Raw genomic sequence first — 19,081 nt, forward strand, 5'->3', positions numbered from 1 at the left:
CCGTCCAAATGTTGGAACTCTGTTGCCAAACCGTGATCCGACAATCTCATGACGAGTAACGTCAAGCGGAGTGTATTTCAAGTCACACGCTACCGGCTGGTAGTATTCGCCCGCGGTGTGACCTGGGTTACTCGCCCTTAACTGGAATCTACCGGTTTTGGCCCCTGTTCCGACCCCCTCCAGGCAAGCCTCAGCTGGCCCCTGACAGCAGCTGCGCGCGCAGTTCGCGGCGCTCGCGCTGCTTGTCCGGATCCGGCAGCGGAACCGCCGCCAAAAGCCGCTGGGTGTAGGGCTCCTGGGGATTGCGGAGGATCTGGTCGCGGGTCCCCTGCTCCACGATCCTGCCGCGCTGCATGACACATATCCGGTCCGCGAGCACGTCCACCACCGCGAGGTCATGGGTGACGAAGAGGCAGGCGAACCCCAGTTCCTTCTGCAGGTTCTGGAAGAGATCGAGCACCTTGGCCTGGACTGAGACGTCGAGGGCGGAGGTGGGCTCGTCGGCGACCATCAGCTTGGGCTTGAGCGAGAGGGCCCGCGCGATCCCCACGCGCTGCTTCTGCCCGCCGGAGAGCTCGTGCGGGTAGCGGTTGCGGTAGTCGCGCGGCAGCTCGACCTGGTCCAGCAGCGCCTCAATCCGCCGCTGCAGGTCGGCGCCCTTCGCGGCCCGTGCCAGGAACATCGGCTCCCCGATGCTTTCCCCGATGGGCAGCCGGGGGTTCAGGGACGACGACGGATCCTGGAACACCATGCCGACATGCCGGCGCATCTCGTGGAGCTGCCGGCCGTTCCTCTTGGCGGCGGAAATGTCCTGCCCGACTACCCGCATGGTGCCTGCCGCCACCGGCAGCAGGCCGACGGCGGCCCGGCCGATGGTGGTCTTTCCGGAGCCGGACTCGCCGACGAGACCGACCACCTGTCCGGGATAGATGACCAGGTTGGCCCCTTCCACGGCACGGAAGGCCGGCACCCGGCCCTGCTTCGGGTACTCGATGGCGACATCGGTGAGCTCCAGGACCGGCTCGCCCTTCGGCTTGGCCGCTTCGGCCGCGGCCAGGGCGGCGGCGTTTTCGCGCTCGCGCCGGATCAGCTCGTCTTCAGGAATGGAGAGGATCTCGACGTGGGTCGCGGCCGCGAGGGCGGCGGTGACATCCACGTCCGCCGTGGAATCCGCGCCGCCCTGGCCCAGGTGTGGGACCGCAGCCAGCAGCGCCTTGGTGTACTCGTGCTGCGGGTTGTGGAAGATCTGCGCTGCCGTGCCCGTCTCCACGATCAGGCCCTTGCGCATGACGGCGATCCGGTCGGCGAGGTCGGCCACCACTCCCATGTCGTGGGTGATGAGCACAATGGCGCTGTCCAGTTTGTTCCGCAGGTTGCGCATGAGGTCAAGGATTTCGGCCTGGACGGTCACGTCGAGGGCCGTGGTCGGCTCATCGGCAATGAGCAGCTTCGGGTCGCAGGAGAGCGACTGCGCGATCATGGCGCGCTGGCGCTGGCCGCCGGAAAGCTGGTGCGGGTAAGACCGGAAGGCCTTCTCCGGATCGGGCAGTTCGACAAGTTCCAGCATGCGCAGGGCCCGGAGCCGGGCTTCTTCCGGGGAAACTTCATTGTGCAGACGCACAGTTTCGACGATCTGCGACCCCACGGTGTACACCGGGTTCAGGGCCGTCATCGGCTCCTGGAAGATCACCGCGACGTCCTTGCCGCGCACCGCGCGGATATTGGCCTCATTGCTCCCCAGCAGCTCACGGCCGGCAAGCTTGACACTTCCTGTCACACGGCTGTTACTCGGCAGCAGGCCCAGCAGCGCCATCGAACTGGCGCTCTTTCCGGAGCCGGACTCCCCCACGATGGCGAGCACTTCGCCGGCCCGGACCTCGTAGTTCAGGCCGATCGCTGCCGGGACCCATTTCTTGTCCACGCCGAAATCCACGCTGAGATCCCGGACCTCCAGGACAGGTTCGCCTTTGCCAGGCACAGGTGACGCCGGCGGATCGAGGGTGATGAAGTCAGTCATGATGGGCTATCCTTCCGCCCGGGCCGCCGGTGCACCGGGGATTAGTGCTGCGGCTCGGAATACTGAATTATTGGGGGCATGAGCTCTACGCCGCACGCCGGAAATGTTGAAGTCTTCAAAGCACGAACCAACAAGTGGTTCGCGTTGCTGTCCTGGGCGGTGGCCGCGTTCGGTGTCGTGGTCACGGTCGTCATGGCGGGTCCGGGGGCGCTGGGCGGCATCGCCCCGCTGGCCTTCATTGCCCTCATGGGCTGGCAACTGTTCTGGATGCCGTCCGTTGTAGTCCACGATGCCGGCGTCACCCTGGAGAATCCGTTCCGCTCGATTGAGGTGCCGTGGGCAGCGCTGGTGCACGTCGATACCCGTTTTGCGCTGACGCTGGTCACCGCCCGGAAGAGCTACACCTCCTGGGCCGCGCCGGCCCCCGGCATCTGGGGCGGCCGCCATGCCCGCCCGGAGGACCTCCACGGCCTGCCGGCAACCACCTACGGTCCCGGCAAGTCGGTCCGTCCGGGAGATCTGAAGACCACGGACTCCGGGCAGGCTGCCATGCTGGTGCGGGCCCGGTGGCATGACCTCGTGGAAGGCGGGCAGCTCGCCGCCGGCGACGCCGCCAGCACCGCGGCAACGGTGACCGTCCGCTGGGTGGCGATTGGCGCCGTCGTACTGCTCCTGGCGGCAAGCTACCTGGCGATTACCGCCGGTTAGAGCGGTCCTGCAGGGGGCCGGCATCTACTGGCCCCGTGTTCCGTCAGCCGGCCCGTCGTTGCGGGGATCCTCAGGCGCCGAGGCGCCAAGTCCGGTGACGGTACCTGCCTGCACCGCGGCACCCCCATGATCGGCCGCCTTCTTGGCATTGAACTTCTTCTGCCGTGGGTCAAAGGCGTCCCTCAGGCCGTCGCCGATGAAGTTGATGCTGAGGCAGATGAGCACGATGAACATGCCCGGGAACCAGAAGAGCCAGGGCCGTGTGGCGAAGGCCTGCTGGTTCTGGGAGATGAGCAGGCCCAGTGACGTGTCCGGGGCCTTGACGCCGACGCCGAGGTAGCTCAGCGCCGTTTCGGTGAGGATCGCAGCGGACATGGTCAGGGTCACGTTCACGATCAGCACGCCGACGGCGTTGGGCAGGATGTGCTTGAAGATGATCCTGGCGTTGCTGGCGCCTGAAATCCGGGCCGCATCCACGAACTCGCGTTCGCGCAGGGAAAGGAATTCGCCGCGCATCAGTCGGGCCAGGGCGACCCAGCTGATCAGGCCAAGGAAGATTCCGAGGGCCAGGACGCCGTTGGTGCTGGCGAAGGAGGCGAACCAGCTCCCCTGGTCCCGGCGGCCGGCGAGGGCGGCCATGACGGCGGCCAGCAACAGGGCCGGAATGATGATGATGACGTCGGTCAGGCGCATCAGGATGGCCTCGGACCAGCCGCGGAAGTACCCGGAGATGGCACCGACCACGACGCCGATCAGGCCGGCGATGAGGCCGATCACGATCATGATGGTGATGGACTGCTGTGCGCCGCGCATGGTCATGGCGAAGAGGTCGCGGCCGATCCGGTCCTGGCCGAACGGATGTTCGCCCCAGGCCAGCGGCCACAGCGAGGAGGTCGGTGCGCCGCCGTTGACCAGTGGCGAGACTTGCGTGTGGGAGTACTTCCACCAGCCGGGGATTCCCAGGTAACCCACCGAGGTGAAGGCCAGGATGAATATGAAGGCGAACACCACGAGGCCGATAATGGCGCCGGAGTGTCCGAGGAAACGCTTCCGGACGATCTGGCCCTGGCTGAGACCCTTGGCCTCAAGGACCGGCTCAACGCCGGCCGCGGCTGATATCCGCGAGGCTTCGTCTTCGGCCATGATTACTTCCTGCTGACTTGGCTGGCTCATGCTTTTACCCTTACGCGCGGATCCAGTGCGGAGTAGGCGAGGTCCGCGATGAGGTTGAAGACCATGGCCGTGATGGCCACGCAGATGAAGACGCCCATGACCGGGTTGGGATCGGTGTGCGCGATCCCATCCAGGAACAGGAAGCCCATGCCGCGGACCGAGAAGACGGTTTCGGTGATGACGGCACCGCCGATCAGCGCCCCAATGTCGAAGGCCACGATCGTGGCGATCGGGATCAGGGCGTTGCGGAAGGCGTGGCGCATGATGACGGTCCGCTCGCTCAGGCCTTTGGCCCGGGCCGTGCGGATGTAGTCCATGTTCATGATTTCGAGCATCGAGGCCCGGGTGAAGCGGGTGTAGCTGGCCAGTGAAATGAGGATCAGGGCCAGGGTGGGCAGGATCAGGTGGGTGAAGGAGTCAAGGCTCAGGACCCAGAAGTCGCCCTGGATGTTCGGCGTGCTGGCACCGATGGTGGCGATCGGCCGGCCGCGCACACGGCTGTTGTTGAAGTAGCTGGGCCACGCCTGCATGTACCGGTCCAGCAGGATCAGGAAGCCGACCAGGAACGAGGTGATGGCTGCCGCCCGCATGGACTGCCCGCGGTCGTAGCCGCCCACCAGGTAGCCGATGCCCATGCCGATCAGGACGAAGGCGACCGCCAGGAGCACGATCATCAGGAACGTAGCCTCGTTGAGCAGCGGCTGAAGGAGGAAGTAGAGCACGACTCCGACGCCGACGGCGATGAGGGCCGACTGCAGGGCCTTGCGGTTTTTCAGCCCGGCGGAGAGCAGGGTCACGGCGAACGCGATGCCGACACCGGCGATGGCGATGACCACGGGGCCCATGCCCGGGGTCTTGAACCATTCGGTGGCGGAGAAGTAAATGAGCACCGCGGTGACGAAGGCGAAGGCGACGGCGCCGGCCAGCAGCCGGCGCCGCATGGTCCCGCCCGCCGCGACGGCTGTCACTGCGCCGACGACGACGCCGATCCCGAGGGCCGCGGGCAGCGGCACGTCGGGGTTCCGCAGGAAGTCGTTGAAGCCGATGGCGCCGAATTCCTTGAGCAGGACGGCGACCCAGAAGATCGGCAGTGAGAAGAACAGGAAGGCCATGAACGTCACGCCGTAATCCAGGGTGCTGTACTGCCGGAGGGCGGTGACGATGCCCAGGGTGATGCCGATCAGGATGGCGAGCACCGTTGCCGCGGTGACGAGGGTCAGGGTCTGGACGAGCGCGAAGCCGAGGGCCTCGGTGATGGGCTGACCGGCGATGTTTTTCCCGAGGTCACAGGAGTTGGCGAACGGAACGAGGCACTGGACAGCGCCGCCGAACCATTTGAAGTACCGCAGCGGGGCCGGGGTGTCCAGCTGCAAGAGCTCGGTCCTCGCGTCCATGAGCTGCTGCTTCTGGGGCGTGGGGTTGGCGCGGAATTCCTCGAGGGGATCGCCGGACGCCGCTGTCAGGAGATATACGAGGTAAGACGCACCGAGAAGGATGAGGGCGGCAGTCACGAGCCGCCGGAAGATGTAGGTCACCATTGGAATAGAACCTCGGAATTCGGGCCCAGGGATTGCCCGGACCGGTCGCGGAGTTTGGCCGGTTCCCGCCGATGTGGCGGCGGGACCACGGCATCGTCAGGGATGTCGCCAGAAAGGCGCCGGGACCGAAGAAGCTGTGGTCCCGACGCCTTTCCAGCAGTGTTACTTGGGGTCGCGGGCTACTTCTGCGCCCATTCCCAGAAGTTCCACCAAACGCCGGTCTGGTTCGGCATGTACTTCACACCGGTGATGCGGTCGCTGTACGCGTCCACGCCAACCGACTGGAACAGCGGCAGGCCGTAGGCCGAATCCCAGATCATCTTGTCGATCTGCGCAACGAGGCCGTCCTGCTTGCTCTTGTCGGTGGTGACAATCAGTTCGTCCATTAGCTTGTCGGCTGCGGGGTCGCTGAACTGGTTGAAGTTGGAGTCGTTGCCGGACTTGAAGATCTGCGGAACGCCGGACACGCCGACACCCGAGTTGCTCCAGCCAAAGATGGTGGCATCGTAGCTGCCGTCACCGAGGGCCTTGCCCCAGTCAGACTTGCCGAGGCCGCCGTCGACGATCTTGAAGCCGGCCTTGGTGGCGGACTCGCTGATCAGGGAGAAAGCGTCAACACGGTTGGGGTTGTCCTTGTTGTACATGATGCGAACTTCGGGGGTGGCGCCGTTGAGGAGCTTCTTGGCACCCTCGATGTCCACACCCTGGTAGGCGGAGGAACCATTGTTCTTGGCCGAGTCGGCGTACGGGGCCTGGTCCGGAACGAACAGCTGGGAGTCAAGCGGCGCAGCCTTCGGGTCCAGCTTCTTGACGATCTTGTCGACGATGTCCGTACGCGGGACGGCCTTCATGAACGCCTCGCGGACGTTCTTGTCGGCAAACGGGCCCGAGTAGTTCAGGTCGATGTGGTCGTACGCGAGCTGGTTGCCGACGTCGACCGTCACGCCCTGGCTTTCGAGTGCCTTGAGCTGCTCCACGGTGTCCGCGGATGCCTGCGGGGCGATGATGTCGGCCTCGCCGTTCTTGAGAGCCTGGACCTGGGCGGGTGCCTCACCGATGTAGCGGACGGTGATTTCGTCCAGATTGGCTTCCGGTCCCCACTTGTAGTCCTTGTTCTTGACCATGGTCAGGGACTGGTCCTGGTTGACGCTCTTGACGATGAACGGACCGTTGGAGAGGTAAAGGCTCGGATCGGCCGGCAGGGTCTTGGTGTCAAAGCCGGTGTTCCACAGGTCCGCCATAGCCTTGAGCTGGGCGTTCGCCGGCTTGGGGGCCTTGGAATCGCCGCGGGGCATGCCCTTCAGCAGGTCAATGAACGCCTTGGTGTCCGCCAGGCCTGCCTTCTTGGCCAGGACGTGGGCGGGGATGTCGACGCCGGGGCCGCCGATGGCGATTTCCCAGTCCGCGAAGGGCTTGGAGTACTTCAGCGTCATGCTGCGGCCGTCGTCACCGAGTTCCGGGAAGTCGGTGAGGGCGATACCGGTGGGGTCACCGGCGTAGGAGAAGTAGGACGTTCCGGTCTTACCTTCCGCGTCGGCGTCGTTGTAGTAACCGGAGAAGGCGGCCCACTGCAGCACAAGGTCGGCTGCGGTAACAGGAGTGCCGTCGGACCACTTCACGCCGTCGTTGATGGTGTACTTCACCGTCAGCGGATCGTCAGAGACCTTTTCCATCTTGCCGAACTTCTCATTGCGGACAACGTTGAGCTTGTTGTCGATGTAGAAGAAGCCCGAGTGCGTGGCGTAGCTGACCTTTGAATTGATGTCAGTGTTTCCATCGGCCGTGTTCGGGTTGAACGTATTAAACGCGTTGACCTCTACTACAGTTGCCGATCCGCCTTGCTTGCTTGCTGCCGCCGCAGTGGTCGGGGTTGTCCCGCCACTGTTGCCCGCGCAGGCGCTGAGGGCGATGGCAGCTGCTGCCGCCACGCCCACTGCTTTGGAAATACGACCCAAGCGCATTCCGCCTCCTTGTTTCTGTGGTGTGGGTGAGACCGGCGCCGAAGGCGCCAGACAGACGTCCACACTCCCCCAGCGGCAGTGTGGCCCGTCTCACATGGCATGAAGCGTAACCCCAAAGACCGTCCGGAGCCACCAAAGTTGACTCACCGTAAAGTTCGTTATGGAGCTGCAACATTGGGCAGGTTCCACAGGGCCAGCTTTCCCACAAAACGTTGACGGCGGCGTAACAAAAGGATAAAAGCGCCGCACACAGAAAAAGCCCCAATCCGAGAATCGGGGCCCTCCAGTTAATCCTTAATTACTTGGCAGAATTACCGCGCTGAGCGGCGGCGGAGAGCCTCCTTCTCATCACGGCTGACCATCGCGACAGGTCGTTGGCGTGAACTGAGACGGCGGCGGCTCGTGTCCTCACGTTCCTCAGCTGCCATCAGCCGGCTTCGAGGACGAAGAAGATGAAGGACAGGAACGCTGTCTTCTCGCCGGTGAGGATGCGCGGCGGAAGGAGTTCGTGCGGTGTGTTTGGAGATGGCCCTGGTTCGCTCACGGTGGCGACGCGGTATCCCGCCGATGTGAAGGCGTTGATCATCGCGTGAAGTGGTCGGTGCCAGAAGGTCAGAACCGCAGGCTCGCCATCGAACTCGTAATCCTCCGAGTACTGCCGGATGGCGAAGTAGTCCTCGGCTGGTTGGGTGATCACGCTGACGGTGGGGTGGTTGACCGACAGGATCAGGCGACCGCCCGGCTTCAGCACGCGCCGCAGTTCGCCAAGCGGCGCTGACCAGTCCTCCAGGTAGTGCAGAACCAAAGACGAGACAACGTCGTCGAAGGCGCCATCCGCGAAAGGCAGCGGCTTGCTGAGGTCGGCCAAGTATAGATCCGCGGTTCCGCCAAGTCGCTGTCTTGCCAGTTCGAGCATCGCAGGACTGGAATCGAATCCCGTCATGATCGCGCCCTTCGCGCTCAGTGCCGCGGACAGGGGCCCGGAGCCGCACCCTGCATCCAGGACCCGGTGGCCGTCGACGTCGCCGGCGAGGCCAATCATCGCCGGCCGCTCGTAGTAGGCGTTGAGGAGGCTGGACTCGTTTTCCGCCGAGTAGCTCTCGGCAAAACTGTCATAATGGTCGGCTTTCACGGATCCTCGCTCTCGGGTAAACGCTCATGGTCAGTAGGGTCGGCCCGATCCTAACAACGTGGCCGTAAAGCCCGTAAGCATCGCCCGTTGATAACAGATTCGGTTTCGTGTGTTGGATCAACGCGGTTGGTCTGTTCTGGTGGTCGAAATGATTACCGTGAGCCAGAACGCCTGCGTCGATAGTTTATTGTCGGCAGGTGCAGCAAGACTGAGAACGTGAATATTGTCCTGATACCGCCTCTGCTCTGCTCTCCGCTCGCTTACGCCCCGGTGATCGACACCGTCTGGACGCGCGGGCAAGTCACTTTGGCCGACACCCGGCACGACGACACCATTGCGGCCATGGCCGAACGGATCCTCCGCGAGAACGTCGGCGACATTGCTGTTCTCGGAACAAGCATGGGAGGGTACGTCGCCCTCGAAGTCATCCGCCAGGCGCCCGATCGCGTCACCGCTCTCGCACTCGTAAGCACGTCCGCCCGAGCCGACTCCGCGGAGCAGCTCCAAGCGCGGGCGCGCCAGTCCGCGCTCGTTGAAGGCGGGCATTTCGACGCTCTTGTCGACGCCGCCTTCCCTGGCGTCGTCGCGGCAGACAACGAATCCGACGATGCACTCCTAGCCACTTGGCGCTCCATGACCAGCCCAGTCGGTGCAGAAGCCTTTCTCCGACAGCAGCAGGCAGTCGTGCAGCGCGCCGATCTTCGCTCGATTCTGCCGTCCATCGCCTGCCCGACAGCGATCATCCACGGAGCCCAGGACCGCCTCATCCCTCTGAACGCTGCGGAAGAAATGGCAGAAGCGCTGCCCACGGCCCGGTTCACCGTCGTCGAGGGTGCCGGCCACTTCCTGTTCCATGAGCAGCCCGCCGCCGCACGGGACGCCGTTAGCTCCTGGCTTGAGTCCGCCACATAGCCAACTGTCCGTGAAGCCCTCACCCGCTCGCAAAAGCGATAGCCGCCAAGAACACGTGTTCTTTGCGGCTATCGCTTTTGGCCTCAGGGAGATCAGAAACCAGACGTTGAAGCGGAACTCCACGACGTTCCGCAGTCGAACAACGTCACGGGTGGCCGTTCGTGCTTCTCAGGAGGTCGAGGATGGCGGCTTCCTTGGACGGGGCCTGGATGGGTCGGGCCACCACCAGCGATGTCGCGATCGGCGCTCAGCCCTGCGTTGGGCCGCGTCCAGATAGTCCTCGCGCGCCGCATCAAAGACCTCGTGAGGAAGACTCAGCGTTGCACGGCTCAACTGGCGTCCTACCAGCAGATCGCTGATTGCCCCCGGGATCTCCCGCGTCCCCCGAGCACCTTTCACGGACCGCCTGAGCTGCACGCCCTGCTCCGTGAGCCGCATCCCCCAGGATGAGTCGACCTCAGCAAGGCTGGAACCGACCAGGACCGCTATTGCCGTCTCTACCCGTTCCCGGGAAGGGACGTCGGCCTGCAGCATGTCCCACCCCGGCAGCAGCGCACGGAGCGACGAGGAGCGCCTCCCATCATGCAGCAGGGTCACGAGCGTTGCAGCGTCATCCATGTCTATGCGGTCCACGCCGTTCAGGCTAGCGCACTCCGAGCCGCCACCGCCTCGGGAACAATCACCGTCTCGGAAGAACGTTAAGTTCCCCAACACTTCGGCCGAGGATTCCCGGGAGGTACCGGAGCTGACTCAGACGTTAAAGCGGAACTCCACCACGTTCCGTCACCAAACAACCCGTTGTAGAACAGGGGGTACGCTGACGAACATACTGGTCGACCATCACGAGATCCGGATTTCGACGGCTACTGCGACCCCATGGTCCGCCGGCTGCTTGAGGACTAATGTTCCCTAGCGTCGCAGCGAGCGGCCAATCTGGCTGATAGCGGCATCATAGGCCACATCCCAGATCCAGCCAGCAGCCGGTGCACCGGCCAGCTCCAGTGACACCAGCCCGTGGACTTGGCCCCACACGACGGCGACCATCGAGGCGATCTCGTCATCCGCTGCTCCGGGCAGCGCTGCGGCAACCGCGGCGAACAGCGGCGCGATCGACGGCTCAGTGGCACCCGGCGTCGGCCGACACGGCACCAGGCCGGCCAGTGAGCCGCCGAACATCAGGCCGTAGAGGATCGGATGCTCCAGTGCCCAAGTTCGGTAAGCCCGGCCCAATGCTTCGAGGCCGGCAGCGGCGACCTCTTGTTGGGAGGCAGCAAAGGAAGCGAAGCCATCGTCGAGCACGGCAGTCAACAGCTCCGCCTTGCCCCCGAAGAGCGAATACACCGCCGTCGTCGACGTCCCAGCGGTAGCGGCAATACTGCGCAGCGATAAGGAGGCGGCGCCGTCGCGGGCGATGAGGGAGGCTGCGGTGTCGAGCAGCCTGCGACGCAGGGTCTCATCGTGGACTATGGGTCTTGCCATAGGACAAGTATTGCATAACACTGTTCTGTAACAGCGTTATGAATAGGAGAAGCCCATGTCGGAGCAAGTGCACGCAGGACGTTTCACTGCCGATCCCGGAGGCGGCCCGGTGACAATCTTCCTGATTGGGATGCGCGCCAACCGGTGGTGGAAATTCGGGAAAGTGGCAAGGGTGGGGGCGGCCATGCCCAGGATGCTTGCCCACCTGGCCAAGACGCCGGAGGCTGGATTGTTGGGCTACCAGCAATGGTTCGGGCGGACGACCATCATGGTCAGCTACTGGAGGAGCCCGGAGCATCTGCAGCGGTTCGCGGCCGACCGGTCGGCGCCGCACCTTGAGCCCTGGCGCCGATTCATGCGCGAATCCGCCGGTACTGGCGACATCGGCGTATGGCACGAAACCTACGAGACGATGCCCGGTGGCAGGGAAAGCGTGTATAGCGATATGCCGGTCTTCGGGCTGGCAGCCGCTACCGGTCACGTACCAGTGGGAGCGGGACTGAACACCGCACGCCAGCGCTTGGAGGCAGACGAGGTAAGTTGGCGTCTGTCCGAATGAGCCGTCTAGATTGCAGTTTCTCACTGTGCAAGGTCCCCGGCCAATAGTGAAGGCAGAGCCTGTTGATTGGAGTCATCGCCGCGATTCTCCGCCACGGACGGCGACCCGGCACGCTTCCGGTGAACCCGGCGCAGCAAGCCTCACCACCGTGCGAACGGGCCGCAGCACTCCCGAAACAAATCCAAAGTTCCTACGAGGAGAAGAAACTAAATGCCGACTTTCAACGGCCCCGAAACAGGACCCGCTGTCGCCCATTTCGAAACACCGCGCCTTCATGCCCGCCCATTCCATCCGGCAGATGCAGAAGCCTTTGCCGCCTATCGCGCCCAGCCCCAGGTCGAGCGGTACCAAAGCTGGAGCAATTACACCCTTGAACAAGGTCGCACCCTCATCAACTCGATGCAAAACATCCAGCCCGGCATACCGGGAGAGTGGTACCAGTTCGCCCTCGAAAGACGTGCCGACGGCATTCTCATCGGCGATGTTGCATTAAAGGTGAACGACACTGAAAAGAGCGAGGCGGAATTGGGATTTACGCTAGCGCCCGAGCACCAGGGGCACGGGTATGGCCGTGAGGCGGTTCTGGGGCTCCTCGGCTACGCCTTCGAGCAGTTGCATCTCCACCGCGTACTAGCTGTCACCGACGCGCTCAACGATTCTGCGGCCCGGCTTCTTGACAGGGTGGGAATGCGGAGGGAAGCCTACTTCCACGAAAACGTCTTTTTCAAAGGTACGTGGGGAAGTGAGTTCGTCTTCGGAATACTGGACCGGGAGTGGACTGCAGGTCCACGGAGCGTACCGGATCTGCCTCCGACGGAATCGGGCCATAAGGAAACGACCGAAATGGCCCCCTCCCCGGTCGGCATCAAGGGGTTAGCTGTGAAATGACTCGTGAGCGCAGGTAAGGGAAAGACCCGCATCGCCTCGCGTTGGAGTCGCAGGTCATTGGGTATCCGAGGAAAAAGCCCGAAATTTCCTATGCACCCGGACTCCGTCCGAAGGTCCTTGAAGCTACGACTATCAATTCTGTTACAAGAAATGCCGCCCTCGTACGTTTTCACGGAGGGCGGCATTTCTACTGATTCAGGCGAAGAATCTACACATTAAATCTAAATTCAACCACGTCGCCGTCGGCCATGATGTATTCCTTGCCTTCGATCCGGACCTTGCCGCGGGCCTTCGCCTCGGCCATGGAACCGGCCTCGATCAGGTCATCGAAGGAGACGACCTCGGCCTTGATGAAGCCGCGCTGGAAATCGGAGTGGATCACGCCGGCCGCCTGCGGGGCGGTGTCGCCCTGGCGGATGGTCCACGCGCGGGTTTCCTTGGGGCCGGCCGTCAGGTAGGTCTGCAGTCCGAGGGTGTGGAAGCCAACCCGGGCGAGCTGGTCGAGCCCGGATTCATCCTGGCCGTTCATTTCCAGCATCTCGCGGGCTTCTGCCTCGTCGAGCTCCACCAGGTCGGACTCGAGCTTGGCGTCCAGGAAGATGGCGTCGGCGGGGGCCACGAGGGCCCGCAGTTCCGCCTGCTTCTCCGGACTGCCGAGGATTCCCTCGTCGGAGTTGAAGACATAGATGAAGGGTTTGGCCGTGAGCAGGCCGAGTTCCTTGAGGTGCTCCATCTCCAGCTTGTCGCTCTTGATGGACGAGAAGATGGTGTCGCCGCGTTCCAGCACTGCCTGCGCCGCCAGGATGGCCGCCAGTTCGGCGGCCTCCCGCTTCTTGATCTTGACTTCTTTTTCGATCCGCGGGATGGCCTTTTCGATGGTCTGCAGATCGGCCAGGATCAGCTCGGTGTTGATCGTCTCCATGTCGGAGCTGGGATCGACCTTGCCGTCGACGTGGATGACGTCCGGGTCATCGAACACGCGGACAACCTGCGCGATGGCCTCGGCCTCACGGATGTTGGCGAGGAACTGGTTGCCGAGGCCCTCGCCCTCGGAGGCGCCCTTGACGATGCCGGCGATATCCACGAAGGACACGGCGGCGGGCAGCAGGCGCGCGGAGCCGAAGATGCCGGCCAGCTTTTCAAGCCGGGCATCCGGCAGGTTCACGACGCCGATGTTGGGCTCGATCGTGGCGAACGGATAGTTCGCCGCGAGGACCTGGTTGCGGGTCAGTGCGTTGAAAAGGGTTGATTTGCCGACGTTGGGCAGTCCGACGATGCCAATAGTAAGAGCCACGAGCATATATTCTACCCGCACCAGCCGCCGGCCGTTGCTGCGGCCTGCGGCTGCGCCTGTGGCGCGGCAGGGTGCCGGCGCGGGCGCGGGGCGGTGTGGGGTGTTCCCGGGGCGTTGTCGGGTGGTGCGGCGGGTACATCCCGGAGTGTTCCAGGGTGTTCCAGGGTGTTCCGGGCGTCGAAGCCAAAACTGTCACAGGGGCATGTCACAGTGAAGACATGGAAGCTTTTTCTCTGATTCTCGCCCTGCTCATGCTGCTCACGGGCGCCGTCACCGGCGCCGCCGTCGTCTATGTCCTGCTGCGCCGGCGCTATCTGGCCGTGGAACAGGACTTCGACGGCGTGTCAGCCCGGCTGTCCGAGGTCAGCGCCCAGTTCGCCGCCGCCGACGCCGAGAGGCGCCTGCTCGCGGCCCAGAACCGGGAACTCGGCGAGTCCCGGAACCACGACGGCAGTGTGCTCCGTGCGCTGGCGCCGGTGGCAGAAAAGCTCACTGCCGTGCAGCAGCAGGTATCCCTGCTCGAACGCGACCGGCTGGAGCAGTACGGCCAGCTGGCCCAGCAGCTGCAGGAGGCCCGCCTGTCCGATGAGCAGCTGCTGCGGTCCACGCATGCGCTGGAGTCCGCTCTGCGCTCCAACAGCGCCCGCGGCCAGTGGGGCGAGGTCCAGCTGCGCCGGGTGGTCGAGGCGGCAGGCATGCTGCGGCACGTGGACTTCCACGAACAGCTCCACAGCGGGCAGGCCCACAGCTCCGGCACGGACGGCAGCCTCCGGCCCGACCTCGTGGTGCAGCTGCCCGGCGACAAGCAGCTGGTGGTCGACGCAAAGGTCCCGCTGGCGTCGTATCTTGCCGCCCAGGACCTCGGCGCCGCCCAGGCGGGCCAGCAGTCCTCGCAGCTGCCCGGCAGCCAGCAGGCGCACCTCGCCGCCCATGCCAAGGCCCTGAAGGCCCATGTGGACGCGCTGGGCAGCAAGAAGTACTGGGACATCCCAGGCAACTCTCCGGAGCTGGTGGTCTGCTTCCTGCCAGCGGAATCAATCCTGGCCGCCGCCCTCACGGCCGACCCGGCCCTGCTGGACTACGCACTGGCCAAGAACGTGGTCCTGGCCTCCCCCGGGACCCTGCTGGCGGTGCTGAAGTCGGTGGCGTTCACGTGGCGGCAGGACGTGTTGACGGACAGCGCCCGGGAACTCTTCGAGCTCGCCCGGCAGCTCTACGACCGGATGGGCACGCTCGGCGAGAACGTCACCAAGCTGGGGTCCTCGCTGAAGACCTCGGTTGAGCGGTACAACTCCATGGTCGGGACCCTTGAGGCGCGCGTCCTGCCGACCGCGAGGAAACTCAACGCCCTGGAAGCCGCCGGACTGGCCACTCCCCCCGCCGTCGAAGTTACACCGCGGGCAGTCGCGGCCCCGGAACTTCAGTCCCGTGACGAGTCAGAAGAGTCCGCGGCCTAGGTGCCCTGCGCTTGGGTCTCAGTACCCCAGGACTGTCCAATGCCCAGGACTGTCCAGTACCCAGGACTGTCCAGTGCTTAGGACTGTCCGGTGCCTAGGACTGTTCGGGGCGGGTGCCGCGGCCGCCGAGGGCGCGGGTGACGTCGCCGGCCTGCTTCAGGGTGGCCCGGAGCTCCTTCGGCAGGGAGAACAGGAGGTCTTCCTCGGCCGTGACGACTTCCTCGACCGATCCGTAGCCGTAGTCGGCGAGAAGCCGCAGCACATCCTTGACGAGGACTTCCGGGACAGAGGCCCCCGACGTCACGCCCACCGTGGCGACGCCCTCGAACCACGTCTCGTCAACCTCGTTGGCGAAGTCGACCCGGTAGGAGGCCTTGGCGCCGTATTCCAGCGCCACCTCCACGAGGCGGACCGAGTTTGAGGAGTTGGCGGAGCCCACCACGATCACCAGATCCGCCTGGGGCGAGATCTTCTTGATGGCCACCTGGCGGTTGGTGGTGGCGTAGCAGATGTCGTCGCTGGGAGGGTCCTGCAGGGTGGGGAACCGCTCCTTGAGCAGGCGCACGGTCTCCATGGTCTCGTCCACGCTGAGGGTGGTCTGCGAGAGCCAGATGACCTTTTCCGGGTCGCGGACCGTGACCTTGTCGACCTCGTGCGGGCCGTTGATGATCTGGATGTGTTCGGGGGCCTCGCCGGCGGTGCCTTCGACTTCCTCATGGCCGTCGTGGCCGATCAGCAGGATGTCGAAGTCATCCTTGGCGAACCGGACGGCTTCGCGGTGCACCTTGGTGACCAGCGGGCAGGTCGCGTCAATGGTGCGCAGGCCGCGGTCCTCGGCGGACTGGACGACGGCGGGCGAGACTCCATGCGCGGAAAAGATCACGAGGGCGCCTTCCGGAACCTCGTCGGTTTCATCGACGAAGATGGCGCCCTTTTCCTCCAGGGAGCTGACCACATGGACGTTGTGCACGATCTGCTTGCGGACATATACCGGCGGGCCGTAGTGTTCCAAGGCTTTTTCCACCGCGATGACTGCACGGTCCACGCCGGCACAGTAGCCGCGGGGGGCTGCCAGGAGGACCTTTTTGGGACCGGCGACCGGGGCCGCGGCCAGGACGTCTTCCGGGGAACGCCGCCTGCGCGGAACGGATGGCATCGGAACGGAGACAGCGGTGGTGGTCATGCTCCCATGCTACCGGTGTTCAATCCTGCCCCGTTTGCGGCCGCCGGCGACCCGGACAGCCACTCCCGTGGCTACCAGTGCTGCTCCCGCGACGGCACCAACGACGATCCACTGGCCGAAGCTGGCAGAGCACGCCGCGACGAACTCGTTCTTGAACAGCTCCGCCACATCGTTACCGCTCGAGGTCCCGGCGACAGCGGCGCCGGCGGCATCGCTGGCAAGCTTCCATACCCCCGCGAGCACCAGCGTCCCAACGCCCATTCCGACCAGCACGGTCCACCGGCGTCGGGCCGCAACGAACGCCAGAATGAAGGCGATGGCCGCGCCGACGGCAACGGCGTAGCCCATCGGGGCGTAGACGGTGACGCGTTCGATCATCTGGCGCTGGTCGGACTGCCCGATATGGATCAGCACCTGGCCGGGCGCCTCCAGCGGAAGGGTGGTCGCCGCAGTGACCTGCTTGGCCACCAGCCCGGCAAGCGGCGCGACATCCAGGGTGAGCGAGGACGAGCCGTCAACCTCCGGCGGCAGCGTGCTGGGGTCGGCGAACGTGAGGCGGTGGCTCTTGCGCAGGGTTTCAGCCCAGGCCTCGGGGTAGCCGGGCAGTCCCGTCAGCGAGCGCGCCGCGCTGTCCAGGACCGGCCGGGCCAGCTCCGTGAAGGCTTCGGGAATGCCGGCGCTGGCGGCCAGGCCGTCGACGGCGGCCGCGGCCAGCCGCTGCTGGAACGCCGGGTCCTTGCCCAGCGGCGCGGTCAGGGCAACGAAGCCCTCTTCCTGGACGATGTTCTGGTCCACCCACATGGCTGGAACGGCGACGGCTGCCATCAGGAGCCCGATGAGGACGGCGACGGCAGAGACAAAAGTGCGCAAGGGATTCCTAGGAGGTTGATGGCATCCCTCCCATCCTAGGGCGGGGCCGGGCGCGGCCATAAAGTCGGACCCCGGTGGTAGAGCTATGGATAGAGTTGACAGAGACAACTTCCGGCTGCCGGCCGGCCCACCCGCCGGGGAGCGGGCCGCCGGCAGTCGCGGTGTAAGGACATGCAGTAAACGGCACGCAGCAAAGGACACGCACACATATGCACAAGGCACTCCACCAGGCACTCCCGGCCATGGAGCCCACGCATGCCTGAGGACGCGGCGGCGGCCACCACGCTACCGGCCACCGCGGCCCAAACCAGTCCGGACAACCCCTGGCCGCTGCAGTTGCTGTCCCAGAAGCTCAAGATGCATATCGACCGCGCGCCCTCGGCATGGGTTGAGGGGCAGGTAATCGAACTCAACCGGCGTGGCAGCAACGCCTACCTGACCCTGCGGGACATCGACGCCGAAATCTCGCTGCCGGCATCGGTCTGGACCACAGTGCTGGACCGCCAGGCCGCCCCGCTGGAACGCGGTTCCCGGGTTGTAGCCCTGATCAAGGCCGAATTTTGGCTCAAGACGGGCCGGCTGAACATGTCTGTGAAGGACATCCGGCCCGTGGGCCTCGGCGACCTCCTGGCCAGGATCGAGCGGCTGCGCCAGGCCCTCGCCGCCGAAGGACTCTTTGCCGATTCGCGCAAAAAGCGGCTTCCATTGCTCCCGCACCGGATCGGCCTGATCACCGGCCGCGACTCTGACGCCAAGAAGGATGTACTGCGCAATGCCGCCCTGCGCTGGCCGGCCGTCGAATTCGAGATCCGCGAAGTAGCGGTCCAGGGGAACACCGCCGTAGCCCAGATGATCGCGGCCTTGCGGGAACTCGACGCCCACCCCGTGGTCGACGTCATCGTCATCGCCCGCGGCGGGGGCGCCCTCGAGGACCTGTTGCCGTTCAGCAGCGAGGAGCTCATCCGGGCCGTCGCGGACGCGTCCACCCCCGTGGTGAGCGCGATCGGGCACGAAGCGGACCGGCCTATCCTCGATGACGTCGCAGACCTCAGGGCATCAACGCCCACCGACGCCGCGAAGAGGATAGTTCCCGACGTCGCCGAGGAGCTTGTCAGGGTCCGGCAGGCACGGGACCAGCTCCGTCGCGGGGTCACCCGGCTCGTTGAACGCGAGGGCGACCGGCTGGCCTCCCTGCGTTCGCGCCCCGTGCTGCTCTCCCCCGACGTCATGATCAGCCAGCGCCACGAGGACGTCGAACGGCTCAAGGTCCGCTCGCACTCGGCGATCAGCGCCGCCGTCGTGCGGGCAGCGGACCAACTGGTCCACCTCAAGGCGCAGGTGCGCGCACTCTCGCCGCAAAAGACACTGGATCGCGGCTACGCGGTGGTCCAGCTCGCCGGCGCCGGAAACGCCCCCGCGGCGCACCGGGACGTTGTGCGCCATCCGTCCCAGGTGCCCGCCGGCACGGACCTCACGGTTCGGGTGGCCGGCGGCCGGTTCACGGCCCAATCCACCGGCGGCCAGGAACCGGCCGAGGAATAACCCCGGCGGACGGACGTGCCCACACGGCCACCCGTCAGCGCCCCGAACAGGCACCACCGTCAGCACCACAGACAGCGTCACCGCGGCACAAACCGCGACAATCAAGGAGCACCCACATGGCAGCAGAACCCAACCCGAACGCCGACATCGAGGCCCTCAGCTACGAGGACGCCCGCGAGCAGCTGGTCGCCGTGGTGGGCAAGCTGGAGGCCGGCGGCGCAAGCCTGGAGGAATCGCTTGCGCTGTGGGAACGCGGCGAAGCGCTGGCCAAGCGCTGCGAACAGTGGCTGGAAGGCGCCCGCAAGCGGCTCGCCGCGGCCCGGGACCAGGCCGCGGACAAGAGCTAGGCACCGGCACGCCGCGGCGTG

At 65.1% G+C, this 19,081-nt stretch carries 16 protein-coding genes; 7 read left to right on the forward strand and 9 right to left on the reverse strand.

All coding sequences use genetic code 11. The features are described 5' to 3' along the window. Positions 1-190 precede the first annotated feature (190 nt). Positions 191-2,017, reverse strand: a complete 1,827-nt coding sequence (locus tag AC1DNG_RS15605; protein WP_230007107.1) for an ABC transporter ATP-binding protein — start codon at positions 2,015-2,017, stop codon at positions 191-193. A gap of 78 nt (positions 2,018-2,095) precedes the next feature. On the opposite strand from AC1DNG_RS15605, the gene AC1DNG_RS15610 reads away from it, so the two are divergent. Continuing rightward, the gene (locus AC1DNG_RS15610) at positions 2,096-2,725 is read left to right on the forward strand and encodes a PH domain-containing protein (RefSeq protein WP_476887718.1); all 630 of its coding nucleotides are present in this window, start codon (positions 2,096-2,098) and stop codon (positions 2,723-2,725) included. Between the two features lie 24 nt (positions 2,726-2,749). Here the strand turns inward: AC1DNG_RS15610 and AC1DNG_RS15615 are convergent, their stop codons facing one another. The 4 genes from AC1DNG_RS15615 to AC1DNG_RS15630 form a co-directional block, all read right to left on the reverse strand. Beyond that, on the reverse strand, positions 2,750-3,868 hold the full coding sequence (locus tag AC1DNG_RS15615) for an ABC transporter permease (RefSeq protein WP_476850371.1): 1,119 nt from the start codon (positions 3,866-3,868) through the stop codon (positions 2,750-2,752). Positions 3,869-3,894: 26 nt separating this feature from the next. Beyond that, positions 3,895-5,436 (reverse strand): ABC transporter permease, encoded by a 1,542-nt coding sequence (locus tag AC1DNG_RS15620; protein WP_476850338.1) that lies wholly within the window; start codon positions 5,434-5,436, stop codon positions 3,895-3,897. Between the two features lie 179 nt (positions 5,437-5,615). Next, complete coding sequence (locus AC1DNG_RS15625; RefSeq protein ID WP_223913883.1) at positions 5,616-7,397, reverse strand: ABC transporter family substrate-binding protein; 1,782 nt, start codon at positions 7,395-7,397, stop codon at positions 5,616-5,618. Positions 7,398-7,824: 427 nt separating this feature from the next. Beyond that, positions 7,825-8,529: a class I SAM-dependent methyltransferase gene (locus AC1DNG_RS15630; RefSeq protein WP_476887719.1), complete on the reverse strand. Its 705-nt coding sequence runs from the start codon at positions 8,527-8,529 to the stop codon at positions 7,825-7,827. A 216-nt stretch (positions 8,530-8,745) separates the two neighbouring features. Between AC1DNG_RS15630 and AC1DNG_RS15635 the strand changes: the two genes are divergently transcribed. Then, entirely contained in the window at positions 8,746-9,441 is a 696-nt protein-coding gene (locus AC1DNG_RS15635) for an alpha/beta fold hydrolase (RefSeq protein WP_476850335.1), read from the forward strand. A 909-nt stretch (positions 9,442-10,350) separates the two neighbouring features. On the opposite strand, the gene AC1DNG_RS15640 is transcribed toward AC1DNG_RS15635, so the two are convergent. Continuing rightward, positions 10,351-10,920: a TetR/AcrR family transcriptional regulator gene (locus tag AC1DNG_RS15640; RefSeq protein ID WP_476887720.1), complete on the reverse strand. Its 570-nt coding sequence runs from the start codon at positions 10,918-10,920 to the stop codon at positions 10,351-10,353. A 55-nt stretch (positions 10,921-10,975) separates the two neighbouring features. Here AC1DNG_RS15640 and AC1DNG_RS15645 point away from each other — a divergent pair, with 55 nt between their 5' ends. Together AC1DNG_RS15645 and AC1DNG_RS15650 are read left to right on the forward strand one after the other, a co-directional pair. Further along, positions 10,976-11,479 (forward strand): DUF4188 domain-containing protein, encoded by a 504-nt coding sequence (locus AC1DNG_RS15645; RefSeq protein ID WP_230009803.1) that lies wholly within the window; start codon positions 10,976-10,978, stop codon positions 11,477-11,479. 210 nt (positions 11,480-11,689) lie between these two features. Next, a complete protein-coding gene (locus AC1DNG_RS15650) occupies positions 11,690-12,367 on the forward strand; it encodes a GNAT family N-acetyltransferase (RefSeq protein ID WP_476887721.1) in 678 nt (225 codons plus the stop codon). Positions 12,368-12,575: 208 nt separating this feature from the next. On the opposite strand, the gene ychF is transcribed toward AC1DNG_RS15650, so the two are convergent. Next, positions 12,576-13,661, reverse strand: a complete 1,086-nt coding sequence (gene ychF / locus AC1DNG_RS15655) for a redox-regulated ATPase YchF (protein WP_028275710.1) — start codon at positions 13,659-13,661, stop codon at positions 12,576-12,578. A gap of 218 nt (positions 13,662-13,879) precedes the next feature. On the opposite strand from ychF, the gene AC1DNG_RS15660 reads away from it, so the two are divergent. Beyond that, positions 13,880-15,118 carry a DNA recombination protein RmuC gene (locus tag AC1DNG_RS15660; protein WP_230008652.1) on the forward strand — a complete coding sequence of 413 codons (1,239 nt, stop codon included), beginning with the start codon at positions 13,880-13,882 and terminating at the stop codon, positions 15,116-15,118. Positions 15,119-15,212: 94 nt separating this feature from the next. Here AC1DNG_RS15660 and AC1DNG_RS15665 read toward each other — a convergent pair whose 3' ends face one another. Both AC1DNG_RS15665 and AC1DNG_RS15670 read right to left on the reverse strand, forming a co-directional pair. After that, a complete protein-coding gene (locus AC1DNG_RS15665) occupies positions 15,213-16,301 on the reverse strand; it encodes a 4-hydroxy-3-methylbut-2-enyl diphosphate reductase (protein ID WP_018773787.1) in 1,089 nt (362 codons plus the stop codon). A gap of 9 nt (positions 16,302-16,310) precedes the next feature. Beyond that, positions 16,311-17,171: a hypothetical protein gene (locus tag AC1DNG_RS15670; RefSeq protein ID WP_476850330.1), complete on the reverse strand. Its 861-nt coding sequence runs from the start codon at positions 17,169-17,171 to the stop codon at positions 16,311-16,313. 255 nt (positions 17,172-17,426) lie between these two features. Here AC1DNG_RS15670 and xseA point away from each other — a divergent pair, with 255 nt between their 5' ends. Beyond that, a complete protein-coding gene (gene xseA / locus AC1DNG_RS15675; protein ID WP_476887722.1) occupies positions 17,427-18,713 on the forward strand; it encodes an exodeoxyribonuclease VII large subunit in 1,287 nt (428 codons plus the stop codon). Between the two features lie 116 nt (positions 18,714-18,829). Continuing rightward, positions 18,830-19,060, forward strand: coding sequence for an exodeoxyribonuclease VII small subunit (locus AC1DNG_RS15680; RefSeq protein WP_476850329.1), 231 nt, complete (start codon positions 18,830-18,832; stop codon positions 19,058-19,060). The last annotated feature ends 21 nt before the right edge of the window (positions 19,061-19,081 follow it).

Source organism: Arthrobacter sp. 01T425 (genome assembly GCF_056398725.1).

What these genes read in the sequence shown, in the direction of transcription:
- AC1DNG_RS15610 (WP_476887718.1), top strand. Translation starts at nt 2,096, where the DNA reads ATGAGCTCTACGCCGCACGCCGGAAATGTTGAAGTCTTCAAAGCACGA.
- AC1DNG_RS15660 (WP_230008652.1), top strand. Translation starts at nt 13,880, where the DNA reads ATGGAAGCTTTTTCTCTGATTCTCGCCCTGCTCATGCTGCTCACGGGC.
- AC1DNG_RS15605 (WP_230007107.1), bottom strand. Translation starts at nt 2,017, where the DNA reads ATGACTGACTTCATCACCCTCGATCCGCCGGCGTCACCTGTGCCTGGC.
- AC1DNG_RS15665 (WP_018773787.1), bottom strand. Translation starts at nt 16,301, where the DNA reads ATGACCACCACCGCTGTCTCCGTTCCGATGCCATCCGTTCCGCGCAGG.
- AC1DNG_RS15615 (WP_476850371.1), bottom strand. Translation starts at nt 3,868, where the DNA reads ATGGCCGAAGACGAAGCCTCGCGGATATCAGCCGCGGCCGGCGTTGAG.
- AC1DNG_RS15625 (WP_223913883.1), bottom strand. Translation starts at nt 7,397, where the DNA reads ATGCGCTTGGGTCGTATTTCCAAAGCAGTGGGCGTGGCGGCAGCAGCT.
- AC1DNG_RS15640 (WP_476887720.1), bottom strand. Translation starts at nt 10,920, where the DNA reads ATGGCAAGACCCATAGTCCACGATGAGACCCTGCGTCGCAGGCTGCTC.
- AC1DNG_RS15650 (WP_476887721.1), top strand. Translation starts at nt 11,690, where the DNA reads ATGCCGACTTTCAACGGCCCCGAAACAGGACCCGCTGTCGCCCATTTC.
- AC1DNG_RS15645 (WP_230009803.1), top strand. Translation starts at nt 10,976, where the DNA reads ATGTCGGAGCAAGTGCACGCAGGACGTTTCACTGCCGATCCCGGAGGC.
- AC1DNG_RS15620 (WP_476850338.1), bottom strand. Translation starts at nt 5,436, where the DNA reads ATGGTGACCTACATCTTCCGGCGGCTCGTGACTGCCGCCCTCATCCTT.
- xseA (WP_476887722.1), top strand. Translation starts at nt 17,427, where the DNA reads ATGCCTGAGGACGCGGCGGCGGCCACCACGCTACCGGCCACCGCGGCC.
- AC1DNG_RS15680 (WP_476850329.1), top strand. Translation starts at nt 18,830, where the DNA reads ATGGCAGCAGAACCCAACCCGAACGCCGACATCGAGGCCCTCAGCTAC.